Genomic DNA, 19,743 nt, shown 5'->3' on the forward strand with positions numbered 1-19,743 from the left:
TTACCTCCGCCCGAAGAGAAATTTGGCGCCCGCCCAGTTGAGCAGTTGCCGCGTGCCAATGGAGAGCAGCAGATAGATGCCGCCCACGATGATGAAGGCCTCAAACGAGCGGAAGTTGTTGCTCTGGATCAGATCTGCGGAGTAGCTGAGTTCCTTGGTGGAAATCTGCCCGCAGACGGAGGAGCCCAACATCACGATGATGATCTGGCTGACCAGGCTGGGCCATACCTTCTTGAGCGCAGGTGGCAGCACCACCCATACAAAAGTCTGGCTGCGGTTCAGCGCCAGGCTTTGCGCCGCTTCCATCTGGCCTTTGGGCGTGGCCTCCAGCCCGGCGCGGATGATCTCGGCGGCATAGGCGCTCAGGTTGATCACCATGGCGATGACGGATGCCATCTCGGCAGAAATCTTGACGCCCGCCGCAGGCAGCCCAAAGAAGATGAAGAACAGTTGCACGATGAAAGGCGTGTTGCGGATCAGCTCCACATACGCGCCGACAAACGCTTGCAGCCAGGCCGGGGCCAGCGTGGCGCCAAAGCCGCGCGCCCGCACCCAGGCGAAGGCCGTGCCCAAAAAGGTGCCAATGACCACCGAGATGGCGGTGAGCGAGAGGGTCCACGCCACACCGGTCAGCAGCAGTGGCCATTCGGACAGCACCGCCATGAAATCGAGTTGAATCCGCATGGCAGGAGTGCCCGGAGGGTTCAGCGATTACAGGGGCAGGTCACCAGCGGGGCGGCCCAGCCATTTTTTGGCCATGGTGTCCAACTCACCAGACTTCTTGGCTTCGGCCACGATTTCGTTGACCCGGGCTTTGAGCTTGTCTTCACCCTTGGCCACGCCAATGAAGTTGGGGCTTTCCTTGAGCAGCAGCTTGTATTCGCTGGAGAGCTGCGGGTTCTTGGTCATCATGTTGCCGGCCACCGAGGCGCCCAGGGCGACAAACTGCACCTGGCCGGCCACGAAGGCGGCGATGGTGGCGTTGTTGTCTTCAAAACGTTTGATGTCGGTGCTGGGGGGCGCAACCTTGCCGAGTTCCTGGTCTTCCATGGCGCCACGGGTCGCGCCCACGGACTTGCCTGCCAAATCGGCAAAGCTCTTGACGGGCATGTTCTTGGGGCCGAACACGGCTTGGAAGAAGGGCGAGTAGGCGGATGCGAAGTCGATGACTTTTTCGCGGTCTGGGTTCTTGCCCAGAGTGGCGATCACCAGGTCGGCCTTGCGGGTTTGCAGCGCGGGGATGCGGCTGGCGCTGACCACGGGCACCAGCTCCACGGCCACGCCGAGTTTCTTGCCGATGTAGTTGGCCATGTCGATGTCCAAGCCGATGGGCTTCAGATCAGTGCCAACAAAGCCGTAGGGCGCGGAGTCGGTTTGCACAGCGACCTTGAGTACTTTGCTTTTCAGAATGTCGTCCAGCGCGGTTTGTGCGTGGACACCGTTGGCGGCCAGCAGTGCGGTGAGTGCCAGGGCGAGGCTGAAGTGGCGTTTGTTGCGTTGGATCGAATTCATGGGGGGCTCCTGGGTAGGTGAATGCAGTAGGTACTAACACCTAAGCAAATCCTGTGCCCAGCAAAAACGCTCCTGAATGGTGCCCAAAAAACCAAGGGCACCACGTGGTGCCCTTATGTGCCACAGCGTGCGCCGTGTTTATTTGCCAAACAGGTTCTTGAGGGCCGAGCCCGCCTTGTCCAGCATCTGGCCGCCGGACTGCCACAGGCGGTTGAAGCTGATGGTCGCGGCGAGGCGGTCGCGCAGGGCGTTGGCGACAATGCCGCCCAGCTCCCCAGGGGTGACGCCGCCTTGCGCGCGGCCCACGTTTTTGAGCGTGATGTCGGGCAAGTCCACAGTGACGGTTTTGCCGCTAAGCAGCGGGGCGGTGGCCTGGGCTTTGGCATTGCGGATGGTCAGGGAGTCAACGATGAGCTTGCGGCCGCTGCTGGAGCTGGACGGTGTGGATTCGCCAATGTAGAGCGTGATGTTGCGCATCAGTGCGTCGAAGTTGGTGAGCGGATCGCCTTTTTCATAGACCACATCGGGTGCTTCGATGGCGATCTTGCGGATGACGATGACTTTGTCGGTCACGGTGGAGATGTCCACGTCCACCTCGATGCGGCCCACCTTCAGTGCGTGGGAGGTCTTGAAGCCCTTGGGGTTGGTAATGCTCAGATCACGGATGCTGCCCTTGCCCGTGGTGGGCGAGAGCTGGACGGTGCCGACCTTCACCTTGGCCAGCGTCATCGCGCTGCCGTAGTTCTGGATGGCGCTTTTGGCGATGTCGTCCAGATTGCGCGAAAGCCACCACACTCCCGCCGCTGCGGCTACAAAGACCAGCAGCGTTGCGATGAGTGCGAGGCGCTTTAGCTTCAATTACATACCCGCGTAGTTCGGTCCGCCACCACCTTCTGGCGTGACCCAGACGATGTTTTGCGTGGGGTCCTTGATATCGCAGGTCTTGCAGTGCACGCAGTTTTGCGCGTTGATCTGCAGGCGGTCCGTGTTGTCTTCGTTCTTGACGAATTCGTACACGCCAGCGGGGCAGTAGCGCGCTTCCGGGCCAGCGTACTTGGCGAGGTTGATGGCCACGGGCACCGAAGCGTCTTTCAGCGTCAGGTGGGCCGGTTGCTGCTCTTCGTGGTTGGTGTTGCTGATGAACACGCTGGAGAGTTTGTCAAACGTGAGCTTGCCATCGGGCTTGGGGTAGACGATGGGCTTGCACTCGGCTGCGGGCTTGAGGTACGCGTAGTCGGGCTTGGTGCGGCGCAGCGTCCAGGGGATGTGGCCGCGCAGCACGAACTGCTCAAAGCCGTTCATCAGCGTGGCCACGGTTAGGCCGTACTTGAACCAGTTCTTGAAGTTGCGGTCTTTGTTGAGCTCGGTGTGCAGCCAGCTCTTCTCAAACGCTTCGGGGTAGGCGCTCAGTTCGTCGTGCTGGCGGCCGGCCACAACCGCGTCGTAGGCGGCTTCGGCGGCCTGCATGCCGGTCTTGATGGCGGCGTGGCTGCCCTTGATACGGCCCACGTTCAGGTAACCCGCGTTACAGCCGATCAGTGCGCCACCGGGGAACACGGTTTTGGGCAGGGCGTTGATGCCGCTGGCGTTGATGGCGCGTGCGCCGTAGCCCAAGCGTTTGGCGTTGACTTCACCCTTGGCGTTTTCAAAGTAGTAACGCACGTTGGGGTGGGTCTTCCAGCGCTGGAATTCTTCAAACGGGCTGAGGTACGGGTTGGAGTAACCCAGGCCGGTGACAAAACCGATGGCGACCTTATTGCCTTCGAGGTGGTACAGGAATGCGCCGCCATAGGTGTCGGACTCCATGGGCCAACCGGCGGTGTGCATGACAAAACCGGGTTGGTGGCGCGACGGGTCGATCTCCCATACTTCTTTGATGCCGATGCCCCAGCTTTGCGGGTCGCGGCCTTCGTCGAGCTTGAACTTGGAAATGAGTTGTTTGCCCAGGTGACCACGTGCGCCTTCGGCAAACACGGTGTACTTGCCCAGCAGCTCCATGCCGAGCTGGAAGCTCTCCATGGGTTCGCCGTCTTTGCCAATACCCAGATTGCCAGTGGCCACGCCTTTGACCGAACCGTCGTCGTTGTAGAGCACTTCGGCAGCACTGAAGCCGGGGAAAATTTCCACGCCCAGGGCTTCTGCCTGTTCGGCCATCCACTTGGTGACGGAGCCCAGGCTCACGATGTAGTTGCCGTCGTTGTGTGCGAAGGGGGGCAGGAACACGTTGGGCACGCGGAAGCCAGACTTTTCACCGAGGAACACATAGGCGTCATCGGTGACGGGCTGGTTCAGCGGGGCGCCGAGTTCTTTCCAGTTGGGAATCAGTTCGGTCAGGGCCTTGGGGTCCATGATGGCGCCCGAGAGGATGTGTGCGCCGGGCTCGGAGCCCTTCTCCAACACAACGACGGAGACGTCGGTGCCCTTCTCTGCGGCCAGTTGTTTGAGGCGGATGGCCGTTGCCAGGCCACCGGGGCCACCGCCCACGACGACGACGTCGTATTCCATGGATTCACGGGGGCCGAACTGGGCCAGAATTTCCTGGTTTGTCATGGGGAGTCTCGCTTAATAATGGGGTGCAGTTAGCGGCTGATTTTATTCGCTGAATGAAAGAAATCGAACGGTCGTTCTTTTTGATAAGTAGAGGCACTCTAAATGGCTTACAGCATCGATCTTTCTGGCCGTGTGGCTTTTATCACTGGCGCCAGCAGTGGTCTGGGGGCGCAGTTTGCACGCACGCTGGCTTCTGCAGGCGCAGCGGTGATTTTGGCGAGTCGCCGAGTGGACAGGCTGAAGGACCTGCGCGCGACGATTGAAGGTGAAGGCGGTGACGCGCATGTGATTGAACTGGATGTGCTGGACCATGACTCCATCAAGTCCGCCGTGGCCCACGCCGAGACCGAAGTGGGCTCCATCGACATCCTGGTCAACAACTCGGGCGTGAGTACCACGCAGCGCATTCAGGATGTGTCACCCGACGACTACGACTACATGTTTGACACCAACGTCAAAGGCGCATTCTTCGTGGCGCAAGAGGTCGGCAAACGCATGCTGGCCCGCGCCAAGGGCGCCGCGCCCGGCAACTACACGGGCGGGCGCATCATCAACATCGCATCGATGGCGGGGCTGCGCGTGCTGCCGCAGATCGGCGTGTACTGCATGAGCAAGGCGGCTGTGGTGCAGATGACCAAGGCCATGGCGCTGGAGTGGGGCAAATACGGTATCAACGTGAACGCCATTTGCCCGGGTTACATCGACACTGAAATCAACCACCGCCACTGGAAGACCGACGCCGGGCAAAAACTGGTGCAGATGCTGCCGCGCAAACGTGTGGGCCACCCCAAGGATCTGGATGCGCTGCTGGTCATGCTGTGCTCCGACCAGAGCCATTTCATCAATGGCGCAGTGATTGCGGCGGACGATGGATTTGGTGTTTAAGTGTTAGGTGGGATATTGGCCGGCCTGGGGGCCGGGGCCCTGTGGGGTCTGGTGTTCATCGCGCCGCAGTTGGCGCCGGGTCTGTCTGCGGTGGACCTGGTGGCCGGGCGTTATCTCTTTTACGGACTCACCTCGCTGCTGGTGATGGCGGTGCAGATGCGTTCGCGCCCGTTGCCCACCTGGCGCCAGGCTGGAGCCGCCGCAGGCCTGAGCGTGCTGGGCTTCTCTGGTTATTACCTGCTGCTGGTGCTGGCCATTCGTGATGCGGGGCCTGCACTGCCCACGCTGATGGTGGGCACCATTCCGCTGTGGGTGATGTTGCTGGGCAAACCCGAGCATCTGCAATGGCGGCAATTGCTGCCGGGCCTGCTGTTGACCGCGTTGGGGCTGGTGCTGATGGTGGAAGTCCCGCACGCCGCAGACGGGCAGGACGGCGGCGCGCAGGCCTGGACCTACTGGCGCGGTGTGGCCTACGCCGTCGCCGCGATGCTGAGCTGGACGTTCTTTGCGGTGCTGAATTCGGCGTGGCTCAAGACCCACCGCGACATTTCCACCACCGACTGGGCCAACTGGATGGGGGTGGCCGCCGGGGTTGCCGCGCTGGTGCTATGGGCTGCGGTAGGTTCAGAGCCAAAAGTGCTGCTAGCCCAGGCGGATATTGCGCAAGCAGCTATGGTTTGTATAGCAATTGGTGTCGGCTCAGGTTGGCTGGCCACGGTATTGTGGAACCGCGCCAGCCGCCGTTTGAGCGCCAGCCTGTGCGGTCAGCTCATCGTGAGCGAAACATTGTTTGGGCTCGCGTTCGCCTTCGCCGTGCTGGGCCAGCGCTTCACATTGGCGCAGATCGTGGCCAGTGTGTTGTTTGTGCTCGGTATCCTGGCGTCCATCCGAGCGCACAGATAGCCCCCACGCTTCGCCGCGACTCCTTGAAAGGAGTGCGTATTTATTCCCGTTCGGGCTGAGCCTGTCGAAGCCCCCTACAAGTGTTTGATTTGTAGGGGTGGCGTTTCGCCCATTCGACAAGCTCAGGACAGGCCAAGCTCAACGCGAACGGAATTTATTGGTGGGTTTAACGCGGTGCCAAGCGAATAGCGCCGTCCAGGCGGATCACTTCACCGTTGAGCATGTCGTTCTCAAAAATGTGCGTGGCCAGTTTGGCGTAGTCCAGCGGTGTACCCAGGCGCGAAGGGAAGGGCACAGCGGCGGCCAGCGAGTCTTGTACTTCTTGCGACATGCCAAACATCATGGGCGTGCCGAAGATACCGGGAGCGATGGTCATGTTGCGAATGCCGCTGCGGGCCAGATCACGCGCGATAGGCAGGGTCATGCCGACAATGCCGCCTTTGGACGCGCTGTAAGCGGCCTGGCCGATCTGGCCGTCGTAGGCCGCCACCGATGCGGTGGAAATCATCACGCCGCGCTCGCCGGTGGATTCAGGTTCGTTGGCCGACATGGCTTCGGCAGCCAGGCGGATCATGTTGAAGCTGCCCACCAGATTCACGGTGATGCACTTGGTAAATACGCCCAGATTGTGTGCACCGTTCTTGCCCACTGTTTTTTCCGCGGGCGCGATGCCAGCGCAGTTCACCAGGCCCATGAGCTTGCCCATGGAAACCGCCTTGGCGACCACGGCCTGGCCGTCGGCTTCATTGCTGACGTCGCACTTGACGAAAGCACCACCAATTTCCTTGGCGATGGCCTCACCCTTTTCGACCTGCATGTCGGCAATGACAACCTTGCCGCCCTTGGCGGTCAGCATGCGTGCCGTGCCTTCGCCCAAGCCCGATGCGCCACCGGTCACGATAAATACTTTGCCTGCGATGTCCATGAATAACTCCTAGAGTGAGGGTTGATTGACGTTTACGTTAACGTCAATTATGGCGTATGCGTGCGATGAATTGATCAAGCTTGTCGGTCGATGGCGGAGGGTGCTTCTTATGCTGCTATAATTTGAGGCTTCGATTTAGGCGCATAGCTCAGCTGGTTAGAGCACCACCTTGACATGGTGGGGGTCGTTGGTTCGAGTCCAATTGCGCCTACCAAATTCAAAGCCCTGTTTTCTTCTGGAAAACAGGGCTTTCTGTTTTTCGGGCCTGCCTGCGCCTGACGCCTAGGGTAAACCTAGGTTTTGGGTGGCTGGTCTCTACCTAGAATGTGCTGCACTGCAATACATTTTCGGCTTCTTCAGGGGGGCCGGTTCCGCTCGCTATGCAAAACAAAACATCCAAAGATGGCAAGCGCTCCCAGCGCATCATCAAGAAGTATCCCAATCGGCGCCTGTACGACACCGATACGTCCAGCTACATCACCCTGACAGAAATCAAGCAGTTGGTGATGGACAGCGAAGCGTTCGCCGTGCTGGACGCGAAAACCAGCGAAGACCTCACGCGCAGCATCCTTTTGCAGATCATTCTGGAAGAGGAAGCCAATGGCTCGCCCATGTTCACAGCCCCCGTGCTCTCCAACATCATTCGTTTCTATGGTCACGCCATGCAGGGGATGATGGGCGGGTACCTGGAGAAAAACATGCAGGCCCTGATGGACATGCAGGTTCCCATGCAGGGTGTCATGGGCAACAACATGTTCCAGCAAATGCAGGAGCAGATGCAGAAGCAAACCGAGCAGTTTTTGGGTACCTTTGGCCTTAAGCGCTGAGTTGGCTCTGTTTTCACCTCGTTCGCTCTCGGAAAATGCGGGTGAGCAGCCCCTAGGTTGGGCTCCCGGGGGAATGCTGGGACAATAGGGGTATGAGCGAAGTACTTTCCCCCCAAGCCCCCGTAAATGCCATCCCCAAAGTGGGCTTTGTCAGCCTGGGTTGTCCCAAGGCATTGACCGATTCTGAATTGATCCTCACGCAGCTGAGCGCTGAGGGTTACCAGACGTCCAAAACCTTCGAAGGTGCCGATCTGGTGATCGTGAACACATGCGGCTTCATTGACGATGCCGTCAAGGAGAGCCTGGACACGATTGGCGAAGCGCTGGCCGCCAACGGCCGCGTGATCGTGACCGGTTGCCTGGGCGCCAAAACCGGTGAAGACGGTGGCAACATGGTGCGCCAGATGCACCCCAAGGTGCTGGCCGTCACCGGCCCACACGCCACGCAGGAAGTCATGGATGCGGTGCATCTGAACCTGCCCAAGCCGCATGACCCGTTTACCGATTTGATCCCTGGCGCTTTTGGCGTAGCGGGCATCAAGCTGACGCCACGCCACTATGCGTATCTGAAGATTAGCGAAGGCTGTAACCACCGATGTACTTTCTGCATCATCCCCAGCATGCGTGGCGATCTGGTGTCGCGCCCGATTGGCGATGTGTTGAGTGAGGCAAAAGCCCTGTTTGAAGGCGGCGTGAAGGAACTGCTGGTGATCAGCCAGGACACGTCCGCCTACGGCGTGGATGTGAAATACCGCACGGGCTTCTGGGACGGCAAACCGGTCAAGACCCGCATGCTGGAGCTGGTGCAGACGCTGGGTGAAATTGCCGAGCCCTACGGCGCCTGGGTGCGCATGCACTATGTGTATCCGTATCCGAGTGTGGACGGCATCCTGCCGCTGATGGCGACTGGCAAGGTGTTGCCGTACTTAGACGTGCCTTTGCAGCACAGCCACCCCGATGTGTTGCGCCGCATGAAGCGCCCTGCGAGTGGCGAGAAAAATCTGGACCGCATCCAGCAATGGCGCGAGGCCTGCCCGGAGCTGGTGATTCGCAGCACCTTTATTGCCGGCTTCCCCGGAGAAACCGAAGAAGAGTTCCAGCACCTGCTGGATTTCATCCGCGAAGCACAGATTGACCGTGCCGGTTGTTTTGCCTACAGCCCCGTCAATGGCGCCGCCGCCAATGAATTGCCGGGCATGTTGCCCGCTGAACTGCGTGAAGAGCGTCGTGCACGGTTCATGGCGGTGGCGGAAGAAGTGTCGATACAGCGCCTGCAGCGCCGTGTCGGCTCCACCATGCAAGTGCTGGTGGATTCCGCGCCGGGCATGGGCAAGAAGGGGGGCGTGGGCCGCAGTTATGCCGATGCGCCCGAGATTGATGGTGTGGTGCGGCTGCTGCCGCCCGAGAAGATCAGCAAGACACTGAAAGTGGGCGAGTTCACCAAAGCACGCATTGTGAGTGTGCAGGGGCACGACCTGATCGCGCTGCCGATCTAAATGCAAGAGGGAAGGGGGATGCTGCGCATTCCCCAAAAGGGAATTTCAGGCAAAGAAAAAGGCCTGTGACTTGCGTCACAGGCCTTATCTGTTGTGGTGCCCAGGAGAAGACTCGAACTTCCACGGTCTTGCAACCGCTAGCACCTGAAGCTAGTGCGTCTACCAATTTCGCCACCTGGGCAAGTCTCAAATTATAGCACTGGTCTGAATGCTCTTTTGGCGGGCCTCGCAACTTTTTTGCTACCGATGCAAAATCGGTCTATAGACAGTGGGGCTGATGGCTGCACGGCGGGTGCTTCCACAAAACAACATTGCAGTTCGTTGGCTTCGGCGTGCTGTCAAATTCGCAACATTTCTAGCGCATACTTATAAGCGTCTATCCAACTCAGCCGTCACGGCACCTCGGGAAAGAGAGAGGGTTTTATCAAAAACATTAGCCATTCCAGCGGACTGCTGGACGAAGTTGAAGGCGTCGTGCAAGGCCACCGCGACGGGCACGGTTTCGTAGCCCGCGACGACGGTGCCCCCGACATCTATTTACCCCCCAATGAAATGCGCGCGGTGCTGCACAAGGACCGCGTCAAGGTACGCATTGTGCGCAGCGACCGCAAGGGCCGACCCGAGGGCCGCGTTGCCGAGATCATTGAGCGTTCCACGCAACCCATCATTGGGCGGCTGCTGCAGGAAAGCGGCGTATGGCTGGTTGCGCCCGAAGACAAGCGCTACGGCCAGGATGTGCTCATCCCTAAGGGGGCTACCAGCGTTGCGAAAGCAGGGCAGGTGGTGGTGGTGGAACTGGTGGAGCCGCCAGCCTTGTTTGGCCAGCCCGTGGGGCGCATCAAGGAAGTGCTGGGTGAGGTAGACGATCCCGGCATGGAGATTGAAATTGCCGTGCGCAAGTACAGCGTGCCGCACGAGTTCTCGGAAGCCTGTGTGGCCCTGGCGCGCACGCTGCCGGACAAAGTGCGGCCCGAGGACCGCAGCCACCGTGTGGATTTGACCGATGTGCCCTTGGTCACCATTGATGGTGAAGATGCGCGCGATTTTGACGATGCTGTGTATTGCGAACCGGCCACCAAAGGCCGCGGCAAGTCTGCCGTCAAAGGCTGGCGCCTGCTGGTGGCCATTGCCGATGTAAGCCACTATGTGGAAACCGGATCGGCCATCGACGTCGATGCCTACGACCGTGCCACCAGTGTGTATTTCCCGCGCCGGGTGATTCCCATGCTGCCGGAAAAACTCTCCAACGGCCTGTGTTCGCTGAACCCGGAAGTCGAACGCCTGTGCATGGTGTGCGACATGTTTGTTACGGCGGATGGCGAGGTCGAGGCGTACCAGTTTTACCCGGCGCTGATGTGGAGTCACGCACGGTTCACCTATACCGAGGTGGCCGCAATCCTGGGCAACACCCGTGGGCCGGAGGCGCAAAAACGCAAGGAACGTGTGGGTGACCTGCTGAATCTGCATGGTGTGTTCCAGGCCTTGCTGAAGTCACGCCAGAAGCGTGGCGCGGTGGACTTTGAAACCACTGAGACGCAGATCATTTGCGACGAGAACGGGCGTATTGAAAAGATCGTGCCCCGCACCCGCAATGTGGCCCACCGCGTGATTGAAGAGGCCATGCTGGCGGCCAACGTGTGCAGTGCAGACTTCATTGCCCAGAGCAAACATTTTGGCCTGTTCCGTGTGCACGAAGGGCCAACGCCCGAGAAGAAGGAAATCCTGCGCAACTACCTGAAGGCCAGTGGCGTGGGCATGACGATCAGCGACGATCCCGCGCCGGGTGAGTTCCAGGCCATTGCCAACGCCACCAAGGATCGCCCGGACGCGCAGCAAATCCACTCGATGTTGTTGCGCTCCATGCAGCAGGCGATTTACACGCCCATCAACAGCGGCCACTTTGGCTTGGCGTACGACGCGTATACCCACTTCACCAGCCCAATCCGGCGTTATCCGGATTTGCTGGTACACCGGGTGATCAAGGCGATTCTGGCCAAGACGCGTTACCAGTTGCCCACGTTGCCGACACCGGGTGAAGCCCATGCCAAGCTGGCGCGCCGGCTGGAAAAAGGTCTGGCGTCCAAGGTGGGCGAGCCGGGCATCAAGCCCAAAAAGACCAATGCCGAAGGCATGGCCTGGGCGGCAGCCGGCTTGCATTGCAGTGCCAATGAGCGCCGTGCCGACGAAGCCAGCCGTGACGTGGAAGCCTGGCTCAAGTGCAAGTACATGCGCGAGCATCTGGGTGAGGAATACGGCGGTGTGGTCACCTCGGCCACGACGTTTGGCTTGTTTGTCACGTTGGACGCCATGTATGTGGAAGGCCTGGTACACATCACCGAGTTGGGCGGTGAATACTTCCGCTTTGACGAGGCGCGCCAGGAACTGCGCGGTGAACGCACCGGCATCCGTTACGCCATCGGTACGCGGGTGAGGATTCAGGTGAGCCGTGTGGACCTGGACGGTCGCAAGATCGATTTCCGTCTGGTGCAGGAGGGGCAAAGCTTGCAACCGAGGCCTGGCCCTGACAAAGGGCCACAGCGCGAAGGCAAGGTCCGCGGCGAGTTTGCGGACCGAGCCGATGCGGAGATGCCCGGCAACACCAGCTACAAAAGCAAGGTGCGCCAGCACACCAGTGCCAAACCGGCACGTAACGCCAAGGCCGAACCCAAGACCAGTTCCGCGCCGAAGAAAGCAGCCAAAAAGCGACGCTAATTGCTATAAAAATAGCAGCTGCTTGCGCATATTCTGCGAGGGTTAGAGGCCATTTTCATATGTATTTGGCCAAGGCGGCGGCTGTCAGAGTGTGGGGCTGCTGCCAGTGGTCTGCCGCCTGCCCGTGGCGGTAGACGCCCAGGCAGGCGGCCTTCCAACCCGAGTGGCCTTGCGCCATCAGGCTGCCCACCAAGCCTGCCAATACATCGCCTGTGCCCGCCGTGGCCAGGCATGCATTGCCGGTGGGGTTGATGCGGGGGATTTGCCCCGGCGCGGCAATCACGCTGCCGGAGCCTTTTAAGACGACGGTGCAGCCAAACCGGTTCGCCAATACCTGCGCGCTGGCCAGGCGATCAGCTTGCACAGCGGCTGTTGTGGTGTCTAAAAGGCGGGCTGCTTCCAGAGGGTGGGGCGTCAGCACGGTGCTGCCGGGTTGGCGGCTTGCTACCAGCCCAATCCAGGCGGGCTGCGCTGCCAGTGCGTTCAGCGCATCGGCATCCAGCACCAGTTGCCTGGCGTGTTGGATCAGCTGCGGCAGGTGTGCGGCAATCTCTGCACCACCGCCGCAGCCCGCGACGATAGCCATGGTGCCCAAGTCCCACTGCGCCAGAGGCTTCACCATCAGCTCTGGCTGAAAAGCCAAGGCCAAGCCCGCCTGCGTAGCGTCCAACAGCCCCAGGTAGACCCGGCCCGCACCCGCATGCAAGGCCGCACTGGCCGCCAACAGGGCCGCACCCGCCATACCTGCTGTGCCACCTAGCACCGCGACATCGCCGAACGAACCTTTGTGGGACGCGTGGGCACGCGCGCTTGTTGCGCCGGGTGCATTGACCCAGGCATCGGGTGCGGTGGGTGGTGCAACGTCTAGCGTGTTGAGCCAGAGGTCGCCACAAGCATCGCGCCCCTGTGCGGTGAGCAGTCCTGGTTTGAGCGTGAGAAAGGACAAGGTGACATCTGCGTGCACGCATTCTCCCGGGGTATGCCCGGTGTCGGCTTGCAGCCCGCTGGGCAAGTCTGCGGCCACCACCAGGCCTGAGCCGGCGCGAATGGCGCGGATGTGTTGCAGCGTGGCGCCCGTTGGGGCTTGCCGCAGACCGATGCCTAACAGGGCGTCTATGCAGACATCCCATTGCGCCGGTGGTGCATCCGCCACCACAACGCCAGCTTGGCGGGCGCGCTCCAATGACTGGGCCGCATCGGCAGGCAAGTCAGTGGGGCCATCCAGTAACGTGACGATGGTTGTCTTGCCCCATTGCTGCAAGTGCATGGCGGCCTCCAGACCATCGCCACCGTTGTTGCCACGTCCACAGGCCACCCAAAAGGTGCGGGCGTGCGGCGCGTGGGCCAGAGTGAGTTGGGCAAGCGCCAAGCCGGCGCGTTGCATTAACGTGTGAGTCACCAGGCTGCTGGCAGCCTGGGTTTCAAGCAGCCGGGTGTGCTGTACGGTGCACAGCGGGTAGGCGTGGGATGCCACCGGGCCCAGGGGCCCTAGCACCTGCTCAGAATTCGTAGACATCACCTTCGCGGGCCAGGCGGATGTCCATGTCTTTGGTGAGTGCAGCGTTGGTGCTCAGTGCTTCGGCAAAGGCGGCTTCCAATGCATCGTCGCTGCGCGTGGGCTCATGGTGCGTGCAAAACAGCAGCTTGGCGCCTGCGCCATGTGCGCTGGCGATGCTGCTGCTGAAAGTGCCGTGGCCCCAGCCCTTTTTAGCGGGGTATTCTGCGTCGGTGTAGGAGCTGTCGGCAATGTAGACGTCCACGCCGCGGATGGCGTCCTGGATAGACTGTTCTTTCTCTTCCATGAACATTTGGTACTCGTCGTAGGCCTCGTCACCGGGCTCGTAGATGTTGTACGGAGGCTCATGGTCACCCGTAAAAAATACGGACTTGCCATTGCATTCAATGCGGTAGCCAAAGTTGATCACCGGATGGTTCAGCAGGCAGGGCGTCACCGTGGCAGAGCCTACCTGCACCGGCTGGTCCGGCATCAGGGTTACATATTCGATGCGGGCTTTCATCTCCGCCTCGCGCACGGGGAAGTAGCTGTACTGCAGTTGCACCGCCATCACCTGCTCAATGCCTTTGCCCGACACCGGGTCAAAACATCCATGCAGGCGCAAGGTATTGCCCGGAATGAAGTTGGGGATGAAGAAGGGCAGCCCCTGGATATGGTCCCAGTGCGAGTGGGTAATAAGTACATTGGCAGTGACGGGCAGCTCAGCCAGCAGGGTCTGGGACAGGGGAAAGATGCCGGTTCCTGCGTCCAGGATGATGAGTTCGTTGTTGTCGGTACGAATCTCAATGCAGGTGGTGTTGCCGCCGTACCGCACGGTTTTCGGGCCTGGAGAGGCTATCGATCCGCGTACGCCCCAAAATTTGACTTTCATGGAAGCCTCTCTAGAGTTTCGCGAAAATTTTGGCTTCTTCGAACAGGGGCGTCAAATCGCCCATGGCAGCAATCACCTGGTCCAGCGTGCCACCCAGTCGCTTCTGCACAGACGCAGGAAACTCGTCAATGCAGGGGTTGCCGCCAAAGCCGAACTCCAGTTTCTTGCTGATTTGGTTGGCCCCAAAAACACAGGCAATCATGTCGGTGTCCTTGAAGTCGGCAATGTGCTGGTGCCGGATGGTTTCAATCAAGCGGGGAGCAAAACGCCATTTCTCAACCAGCATGGCACCGACAACCACGTGGTCTGCACCAATCGTCTGCTGCAATGCCATATGCAGGGATGTCCCGGTGTTTTTGCTGATCAGCAAGGCGGCCTTGAACTCCTCCGGCATGAACTGGGCAAACACCACTTTGCCGAAGTCATGCAGCAGACCGGCAATGAAGCAATCCATAGGGTCTGCATCGTCTACCTTGCTTGCCAATTGCTTGGCCAGTGCTGCCGTGGCCAGTGAATGCAGCAAGTACTGCTGTACATCAAACTCAGCCGCATTGTCCTTGGGCAGCATGCCGATGGCTGCAATGCTCAGGGCCAGATTCTTGATGGTGTTGAACCCCAGGTACACCACGGAATGGCCAATGGACGTGATTTGTTTGGGCAGACTGTAGTACGCCGAATTGACGACCTTGAGTATCTTGACCGTGACCACCGGGTCCTTGTCAATCACGTCCACCAGATCCTTGGGGGTGCTGTTGACATCGCGGGTGAGTTCCAGAATTCGCTGCACGCTTTTGGGAAAGGCGGGCATGCCCTCAACGGCAGCGGCGAGTTTTTGAGAAATTTCTGGGCTCATACGCTTTGGGGACTACGGTAGTTGCATTGTGTCAGTACATGGCGCGTCGGAGAAGCTCTTTTTCAGGTCGCAAATCGTGCCGGGTTCAGGCGCGTGAGATCAATATCCGGTTGCTTGCGCTGTATCACGTCGGCGAGGACTCTGGCGGATCCGCAAGACATTCCCCAGCCGTTCGCGCCATGTCCCACATTCAGCCAGATTCCGGGAATCTGCGAAGCACCAATGAGAGGGAGTCCGTCCGTTGCAAGCGTTCTGGTGCCTTTCCAGACCTGGGTTCCCGAGGGATAACGCGCCGCACCGGGAAAGTACTGCTGCAGGGCGCGGTACAGGCTTTCCACTGTCTTGGTATTTTTGCTTCCCGCGTTGTCGCCCATCTCGGCGCCTCCGGACACGCGGATGCGGTTTCCCAATCGGGAGATGGAAATGCGCTTCTGCAGGTCCAGTACGGCGCTTCGCGGGGCGTTCAGTGGCTCACCGATAGCTGCGCTGATGGTGTATCCATAGGCGGAAATCAGGGGGAGTTTGACGCCTATTGGTGAGAGCAGTTTGTGCGAGAGTTGCCCGGCACACACCACGATACCGTCAAATGCCTGTGCCGCCACGCCGTCACGGGTACGTAGCGCGATATGCAGCGTCGCATCGATGGCTGTGACCTCGGTGTCGAAATGAAATTTCACGCCCAACTTCGTTGCTTCTGCCTTGAGGAGTAACGCAAATTGGCGGCAATTGCCGACTTCATCGTTTGGAAAATAAACCGCGGAATCGATGGGGGCTGATGCGCTGAGCGCAGGTTCGATTTTCCGGGCTTCTTCCGCGCTGAGGTCCTTGGCTGCTACGCCGGTTTCTTTGAGGTGCGTGAGCAGAGGTTGGATGGACTTGCGGTCGGCTTCCGAGTGGATCAACACCAGCTGGCCATCGCTGCGTTCGTATTCCAGCGAAGCACCCGCCGAAATTTCATGAATGCGCGCCTGGCTGTAGGTGATCAGGTTTTGCGTGCTTGCGAAGTTGGCCAAAAAGTCATCGTTCTTCAGCGAACGATTCCATTTCCATCGCCATTTGAGATCGCGGATGGTCGGCATGCCACGTATGTCCAGCCGACTTTGCCGCCTGAGTATCTGCATCATGGAAGTGGAGGGCCAAGCCGGGCTGGACAGCGGTATCAATTGGCTCGGCGCAATCAGCCCTGCATTGGCGAAACTGGCTTCTTCGGCCGCCATGGTGTTTTGCTCAAAAACACTGACCTCATGTCCGTCGTTTGCCAGCTCGTAAGCGGTAGTGATGCCGACAATCCCGGCACCTATGACAGCAATTTTCATGAAAATCTTGTGCCGTCGCTGAAAGTTAGCTTCCCGGGCCGGGCCGGGGAAGCGCAGAAATCACTCGCCATGCTATAATCTTTGGGTTTTGCTGACGGTGCATCCGGCTGCAATTCAAATCGCAAACCAGTCCCGCCAAGGTGTTGTCCGATCAGGAAATTCTAACTTCCTGCCCGGCAATGTACGGACTGGATTTAAGACCTAACCTTACTGGAGTAATTCATGGCTGTAACAATGCGCGAAATGCTGGAAGCCGGCGTCCATTTCGGACACCAAACCCGCTTCTGGAACCCCAAGATGGCTCCGTTCATCTTTGGCCATCGCAACAAAATTCACATCATCAACCTGGAAAAATCCCTGCCGATGTTCCAGGACGCGGCCAAGTTTGTCCGTCAGCTGTCCGCCAAGCGCGGCACCATCCTGATGGTGGGTACCAAGCGCCAAGCGCGCGAAACCGTGGCTGCCGAAGCGCAACGCGCTGGTGTTCCCTTCGTTGACCAACGCTGGTTGGGCGGCATGTTGACCAATTTCAAGACGGTCAAGACATCCATCAAGCGTTTGAAGGATATGAAGGTTCAGCAAGAAGCTGGCCTGGACGCCATGAGCAAGAAAGAACAGCTGATGTTCGCTCGCGAACTGGAAAAGCTGGAAAAAGACATCGGCGGTATCCAGGATATGGCTACTTTGCCTGACGCGATTTTCGTGATCGACGTGGGCTACCACAAGATCGCCATTGCCGAAGCCAAGAAGCTGGGCATTCCTCTGATCGGCGTGGTGGACTCCAACCACTCCCCCGAAGGTATCGATTACGTGATCCCTGGCAACGATGACTCCTCCAAGGCTGTCACTTTGTATGCCCGCGGCATTGCGGACGCCATTCTCGAAGGCCGTGCAAACGCCGTTGACGATGTGGTCAAGGCGGTTGCCGCTGAGAGCAACGATGAGTTTGTCGAGGTGAGCGAAGCTTCTGCCTGAAGTTTGCTGCACCCGAAAAAGGGGGCTTCGTTGCCCCTTTTTTTTAGCCCTTATTTAAACTGTTGAACTGATTTCGGAGAATACAAATGACTGCAATTACCGCAAGCATGGTGGCTGAACTGCGTGGCAAGACCGATGCCCCCATGATGGAATGCAAGAAGGCGCTGACAGAAGCGACTGGCGATATGGCCAAAGCTGAAGAGTTGCTCCGCGTCAAGCTGGGCAGCAAGGCCGGCAAGGCCGCAGCCCGTGTGACCGCGGAAGGCGTTATCACCACTGCCTTTGAAGGCAATGCTGGTGCAGTGCTGGAAACCAATTGCGAAACAGATTTCGTGACCAAGAACGACAGTTTCATGGCTTTGGCCAATGCTGCCGCCGCACTGGTTGCCAAGCACAATCCGGCCGATGTGGCTGCCCTGAGCGTTCTGGCCTACGAGCAAGACGGCTTTGGCCCGACACTGGAAGACGTGCGCAAGGGTCTGATCGGCAAGATCGGCGAGAACATGACATTCCGCCGCTTCAAGCGTTACGCTGGTACTAACAAGCTGGCGTCTTACCTGCACGGGACCCGCATCGGTGTTGTTGTTGAATTCACCGGTGATGAAGTCGCTGCCAAAGACGTGGCAATGCACGTGGCCGCGATGAAACCCGTATCGCTGACCAGTGCTGAGGTGCCAGCCGAACTGATCGAGCGTGAGCGTTCGGTTGCGACCGCTAAGGCTGCTGAAGATGCTGCCGTGGCCACCGCTGCAGGCAAACCCGTGCAATCTGCAGAAATCGTTGCCAAGCGCATCGAAGGCGGCGTTCAGAAGTACCTGAAAGAAGTCTCCTTGGTCGACCAGGTCTTCGTCAAGGCCGCTGATGGCAAACAAACCGTTGGCGCGATGCTGAAGGAGAAGGCCACTGACTTGAAGAGTTTCACGCTGTACGTGGTGGGTGAAGGCATTGAGAAGAAGGTTGACGACTTTGCAGCTGAAGTGGCTGCGCAGATTGCAGCTGCCAAGCAAACGGCCTGATTTCCAGCTTGCGCACCAGTCCACTAATCCATCACCCTCAGGAGCCCTCCATGCACAATGAAAAGCCCGCATACAAGCGAATTTTGCTGAAATTGTCTGGTGAGGCCCTGATGGGGGACGATCAATTTGGCATCAACCGCGACACCATCGTGCGGATGGTGGACGAAATCGCTGAAGTCACGCGCTTGGGCGTTGAGGTCGCCGTGGTCATCGGCGGCGGAAATATCTTCCGTGGTGTGGCGGGCGGTTCGGTCGGCATGGACCGCGCCACCGCCGATTACATGGGTATGCTGGCTACGGTGATGAACGCGTTGGCGTTGGGTGACACCATGAACAAGGCCGGATTGACGGCACGTGTCATGTCGGCCATTGGAATTGAGCAGGTCGTGGAGCCTTATGTGCGTCCCAAGGCCTTGCAGTATCTGGAAGAGGGCAAGGTTGTCATCTTTGCTGCGGGTACCGGTAACCCATTTTTCACAACTGACACGGCTGCAGCTTTGCGTGGTGCAGAAATCGGTGCGGAAATTGTGCTCAAGGCGACCAAGGTGGATGGCGTGTACTCTGCTGATCCCAAGAAGGATCCAAGTGCGACACGCTACTCCAAGATTACTTTTGATGCCGCCATGAACCAGAATCTGGGCATCATGGATGCTGCAGCATTCGCCTTGTGCCGCGACCAGAAGTTGCCCATCAAGGTATTTTCCATCTTCAAGCATGGCGCGCTCAAGCGTGTGGTCATGGGTGAAGACGAAGGTACGTTGGTACACGTTTAATGGGCAATTCGGCGAAGGCATGCCGACTTTGATCATGCGAGGAGGAAATCATGGCAATTGATGAAATCAAGACAAATCTTCAGAGCAAGATGGACCAGTCCATCGCTGCATTCCAGAACAATCTGACCAAAATCCGCACGGGCCGCGCCAATCCGGCTTTGCTGGATTCCATCCAGGTGGACTATTACGGCTCCATGTTGCCCATCAGCCAGGTGGCCAATCTCTCCCTGTTGGATTCCAGAACCATCAGCATCCAGCCCTGGGAAAAAGGCATGGGTGCAAAAATTGAAAAGGCCATTCGCGAGAGCGATCTGGGCTTAAATCCGGCCAGCATGGGTGACCTCATCCGCGTCCCTATGCCCATCATGACCGAAGAGCGTCGTCGTGAATTGACCAAGGTGGTGCGCGGAGAGGGCGAGAATGCCAAAGTGGCCATTCGCAATTTGCGCCGCGATGCCAATGAGGCCGTGAAAAAGCTGGTGAAAGACAAGTTGGCGTCTGAAGATGAGCAGAAACGCTCGGAAGCCGATATCCAGAAGGTTACCGACAAACATATCGGTGACGTGGATCGCCTGGTTGCCGCCAAAGAACAGGACATCATGGCGGTATAGCC

At 59.0% G+C, this 19,743-nt stretch carries 18 protein-coding genes and 2 tRNA genes; 10 read left to right on the plus strand and 10 right to left on the minus strand.

Annotated elements, in window-relative coordinates; genetic code table 11:
* The 4 genes from RS694_RS07045 to RS694_RS07060 form a co-directional block, all read right to left on the minus strand.
* Positions 1-684, minus strand: coding sequence for an amino acid ABC transporter permease (locus tag RS694_RS07045; RefSeq protein ID WP_029705906.1), 684 nt, complete (start codon positions 682-684; stop codon positions 1-3).
* Positions 685-711: 27 nt separating this feature from the next.
* A complete protein-coding gene (locus RS694_RS07050; protein WP_029705905.1) occupies positions 712-1,512 on the minus strand; it encodes a transporter substrate-binding domain-containing protein in 801 nt (266 codons plus the stop codon).
* Between the two features lie 138 nt (positions 1,513-1,650).
* Positions 1,651-2,370 carry an AsmA family protein gene (locus RS694_RS07055; protein WP_029705903.1) on the minus strand — a complete coding sequence of 240 codons (720 nt, stop codon included), beginning with the start codon at positions 2,368-2,370 and terminating at the stop codon, positions 1,651-1,653.
* The gene (locus RS694_RS07060) at positions 2,371-4,062 is read right to left on the minus strand and encodes an electron transfer flavoprotein-ubiquinone oxidoreductase (RefSeq protein ID WP_029705902.1); all 1,692 of its coding nucleotides are present in this window, start codon (positions 4,060-4,062) and stop codon (positions 2,371-2,373) included.
* 102 nt (positions 4,063-4,164) lie between these two features.
* Between RS694_RS07060 and RS694_RS07065 the strand changes: the two genes are divergently transcribed.
* Complete coding sequence (locus RS694_RS07065) at positions 4,165-4,947, plus strand: SDR family oxidoreductase (RefSeq protein WP_029705901.1); 783 nt, start codon at positions 4,165-4,167, stop codon at positions 4,945-4,947.
* On the plus strand, positions 4,948-5,850 hold the full coding sequence (locus RS694_RS07070; protein WP_029705900.1) for a DMT family transporter: 903 nt from the start codon (positions 4,948-4,950) through the stop codon (positions 5,848-5,850).
* Positions 5,851-6,016: 166 nt separating this feature from the next.
* Here RS694_RS07070 and RS694_RS07075 read toward each other — a convergent pair whose 3' ends face one another.
* Complete coding sequence (locus tag RS694_RS07075) at positions 6,017-6,775, minus strand: 3-hydroxyacyl-CoA dehydrogenase (RefSeq protein WP_029705899.1); 759 nt, start codon at positions 6,773-6,775, stop codon at positions 6,017-6,019.
* Between the two features lie 137 nt (positions 6,776-6,912).
* Here RS694_RS07075 and RS694_RS07080 point away from each other — a divergent pair.
* From RS694_RS07080 to rimO, 3 genes are all read left to right on the plus strand, one after another.
* A tRNA-Val gene (locus RS694_RS07080) sits at positions 6,913-6,989 on the plus strand.
* A 166-nt stretch (positions 6,990-7,155) separates the two neighbouring features.
* Entirely contained in the window at positions 7,156-7,602 is a 447-nt protein-coding gene (gene phaR / locus RS694_RS07085; protein WP_029705898.1) for a polyhydroxyalkanoate synthesis repressor PhaR, read from the plus strand.
* Between the two features lie 92 nt (positions 7,603-7,694).
* On the plus strand, positions 7,695-9,098 hold the full coding sequence (rimO, locus tag RS694_RS07090) for a 30S ribosomal protein S12 methylthiotransferase RimO (protein WP_029705897.1): 1,404 nt from the start codon (positions 7,695-7,697) through the stop codon (positions 9,096-9,098).
* 94 nt (positions 9,099-9,192) lie between these two features.
* Here rimO and RS694_RS07095 read toward each other — a convergent pair.
* Positions 9,193-9,279: transfer RNA gene (locus RS694_RS07095), tRNA-Leu, on the minus strand.
* Between the two features lie 269 nt (positions 9,280-9,548).
* On the opposite strand from RS694_RS07095, the gene rnr reads away from it, so the two are divergent.
* Positions 9,549-11,810: a ribonuclease R gene (gene rnr, locus RS694_RS07100; RefSeq protein WP_051391672.1), complete on the plus strand. Its 2,262-nt coding sequence runs from the start codon at positions 9,549-9,551 to the stop codon at positions 11,808-11,810.
* A gap of 55 nt (positions 11,811-11,865) precedes the next feature.
* On the opposite strand, the gene RS694_RS07105 is transcribed toward rnr, so the two are convergent.
* From RS694_RS07105 to RS694_RS07120, 4 genes are all read right to left on the minus strand, one after another.
* The gene (locus tag RS694_RS07105) at positions 11,866-13,326 is read right to left on the minus strand and encodes a bifunctional ADP-dependent NAD(P)H-hydrate dehydratase/NAD(P)H-hydrate epimerase (RefSeq protein WP_051391671.1); all 1,461 of its coding nucleotides are present in this window, start codon (positions 13,324-13,326) and stop codon (positions 11,866-11,868) included.
* Positions 13,310-14,197, minus strand: a complete 888-nt coding sequence (locus tag RS694_RS07110; RefSeq protein ID WP_029705894.1) for an MBL fold metallo-hydrolase — start codon at positions 14,195-14,197, stop codon at positions 13,310-13,312. Before RS694_RS07110 ends, RS694_RS07105 begins: the two co-directional genes overlap by 17 nt.
* Before the next feature lie 10 nt (positions 14,198-14,207).
* A complete protein-coding gene (locus tag RS694_RS07115) occupies positions 14,208-15,050 on the minus strand; it encodes an HDOD domain-containing protein (RefSeq protein WP_029705893.1) in 843 nt (280 codons plus the stop codon).
* Positions 15,051-15,112: 62 nt separating this feature from the next.
* Positions 15,113-16,366 carry an FAD-dependent oxidoreductase gene (locus RS694_RS07120; protein ID WP_029705892.1) on the minus strand — a complete coding sequence of 418 codons (1,254 nt, stop codon included), beginning with the start codon at positions 16,364-16,366 and terminating at the stop codon, positions 15,113-15,115.
* 222 nt (positions 16,367-16,588) lie between these two features.
* On the opposite strand from RS694_RS07120, the gene rpsB reads away from it, so the two are divergent.
* The 4 genes from rpsB (at position 16,589) to frr (ending at position 19,741) form a co-directional block, all read left to right on the plus strand.
* On the plus strand, positions 16,589-17,341 hold the full coding sequence (rpsB, locus tag RS694_RS07125; protein WP_029705891.1) for a 30S ribosomal protein S2: 753 nt from the start codon (positions 16,589-16,591) through the stop codon (positions 17,339-17,341).
* 86 nt (positions 17,342-17,427) lie between these two features.
* A complete protein-coding gene (gene tsf, locus RS694_RS07130; protein WP_029705890.1) occupies positions 17,428-18,357 on the plus strand; it encodes a translation elongation factor Ts in 930 nt (309 codons plus the stop codon).
* A gap of 50 nt (positions 18,358-18,407) precedes the next feature.
* Positions 18,408-19,130: a UMP kinase gene (pyrH, locus tag RS694_RS07135; protein WP_029705889.1), complete on the plus strand. Its 723-nt coding sequence runs from the start codon at positions 18,408-18,410 to the stop codon at positions 19,128-19,130.
* A gap of 50 nt (positions 19,131-19,180) precedes the next feature.
* The gene (frr, locus tag RS694_RS07140) at positions 19,181-19,741 is read left to right on the plus strand and encodes a ribosome recycling factor (RefSeq protein ID WP_029705888.1); all 561 of its coding nucleotides are present in this window, start codon (positions 19,181-19,183) and stop codon (positions 19,739-19,741) included.
* Positions 19,742-19,743 lie beyond the last annotated feature (2 nt).

This window comes from Rhodoferax saidenbachensis, from assembly GCF_001955715.1.
Taxonomy (GTDB): Bacteria; Pseudomonadota; Gammaproteobacteria; order Burkholderiales; family Burkholderiaceae_C; genus Allorhodoferax; species Allorhodoferax saidenbachensis.

What these genes read in the sequence shown, in the direction of transcription:
- RS694_RS07105 (WP_051391671.1), bottom strand. Translation starts at nt 13,326, where the DNA reads ATGTCTACGAATTCTGAGCAGGTGCTAGGGCCCCTGGGCCCGGTGGCA.
- pyrH (WP_029705889.1), top strand. Translation starts at nt 18,408, where the DNA reads ATGCACAATGAAAAGCCCGCATACAAGCGAATTTTGCTGAAATTGTCT.
- rimO (WP_029705897.1), top strand. Translation starts at nt 7,695, where the DNA reads ATGAGCGAAGTACTTTCCCCCCAAGCCCCCGTAAATGCCATCCCCAAA.
- tsf (WP_029705890.1), top strand. Translation starts at nt 17,428, where the DNA reads ATGACTGCAATTACCGCAAGCATGGTGGCTGAACTGCGTGGCAAGACC.
- RS694_RS07115 (WP_029705893.1), bottom strand. Translation starts at nt 15,050, where the DNA reads ATGAGCCCAGAAATTTCTCAAAAACTCGCCGCTGCCGTTGAGGGCATG.
- RS694_RS07075 (WP_029705899.1), bottom strand. Translation starts at nt 6,775, where the DNA reads ATGGACATCGCAGGCAAAGTATTTATCGTGACCGGTGGCGCATCGGGC.
- RS694_RS07060 (WP_029705902.1), bottom strand. Translation starts at nt 4,062, where the DNA reads ATGACAAACCAGGAAATTCTGGCCCAGTTCGGCCCCCGTGAATCCATG.
- phaR (WP_029705898.1), top strand. Translation starts at nt 7,156, where the DNA reads ATGCAAAACAAAACATCCAAAGATGGCAAGCGCTCCCAGCGCATCATC.
- frr (WP_029705888.1), top strand. Translation starts at nt 19,181, where the DNA reads ATGGCAATTGATGAAATCAAGACAAATCTTCAGAGCAAGATGGACCAG.
- RS694_RS07065 (WP_029705901.1), top strand. Translation starts at nt 4,165, where the DNA reads ATGGCTTACAGCATCGATCTTTCTGGCCGTGTGGCTTTTATCACTGGC.
- RS694_RS07050 (WP_029705905.1), bottom strand. Translation starts at nt 1,512, where the DNA reads ATGAATTCGATCCAACGCAACAAACGCCACTTCAGCCTCGCCCTGGCA.
- RS694_RS07045 (WP_029705906.1), bottom strand. Translation starts at nt 684, where the DNA reads ATGCGGATTCAACTCGATTTCATGGCGGTGCTGTCCGAATGGCCACTG.
- RS694_RS07110 (WP_029705894.1), bottom strand. Translation starts at nt 14,197, where the DNA reads ATGAAAGTCAAATTTTGGGGCGTACGCGGATCGATAGCCTCTCCAGGC.
- RS694_RS07120 (WP_029705892.1), bottom strand. Translation starts at nt 16,366, where the DNA reads ATGAAAATTGCTGTCATAGGTGCCGGGATTGTCGGCATCACTACCGCT.
- rpsB (WP_029705891.1), top strand. Translation starts at nt 16,589, where the DNA reads ATGGCTGTAACAATGCGCGAAATGCTGGAAGCCGGCGTCCATTTCGGA.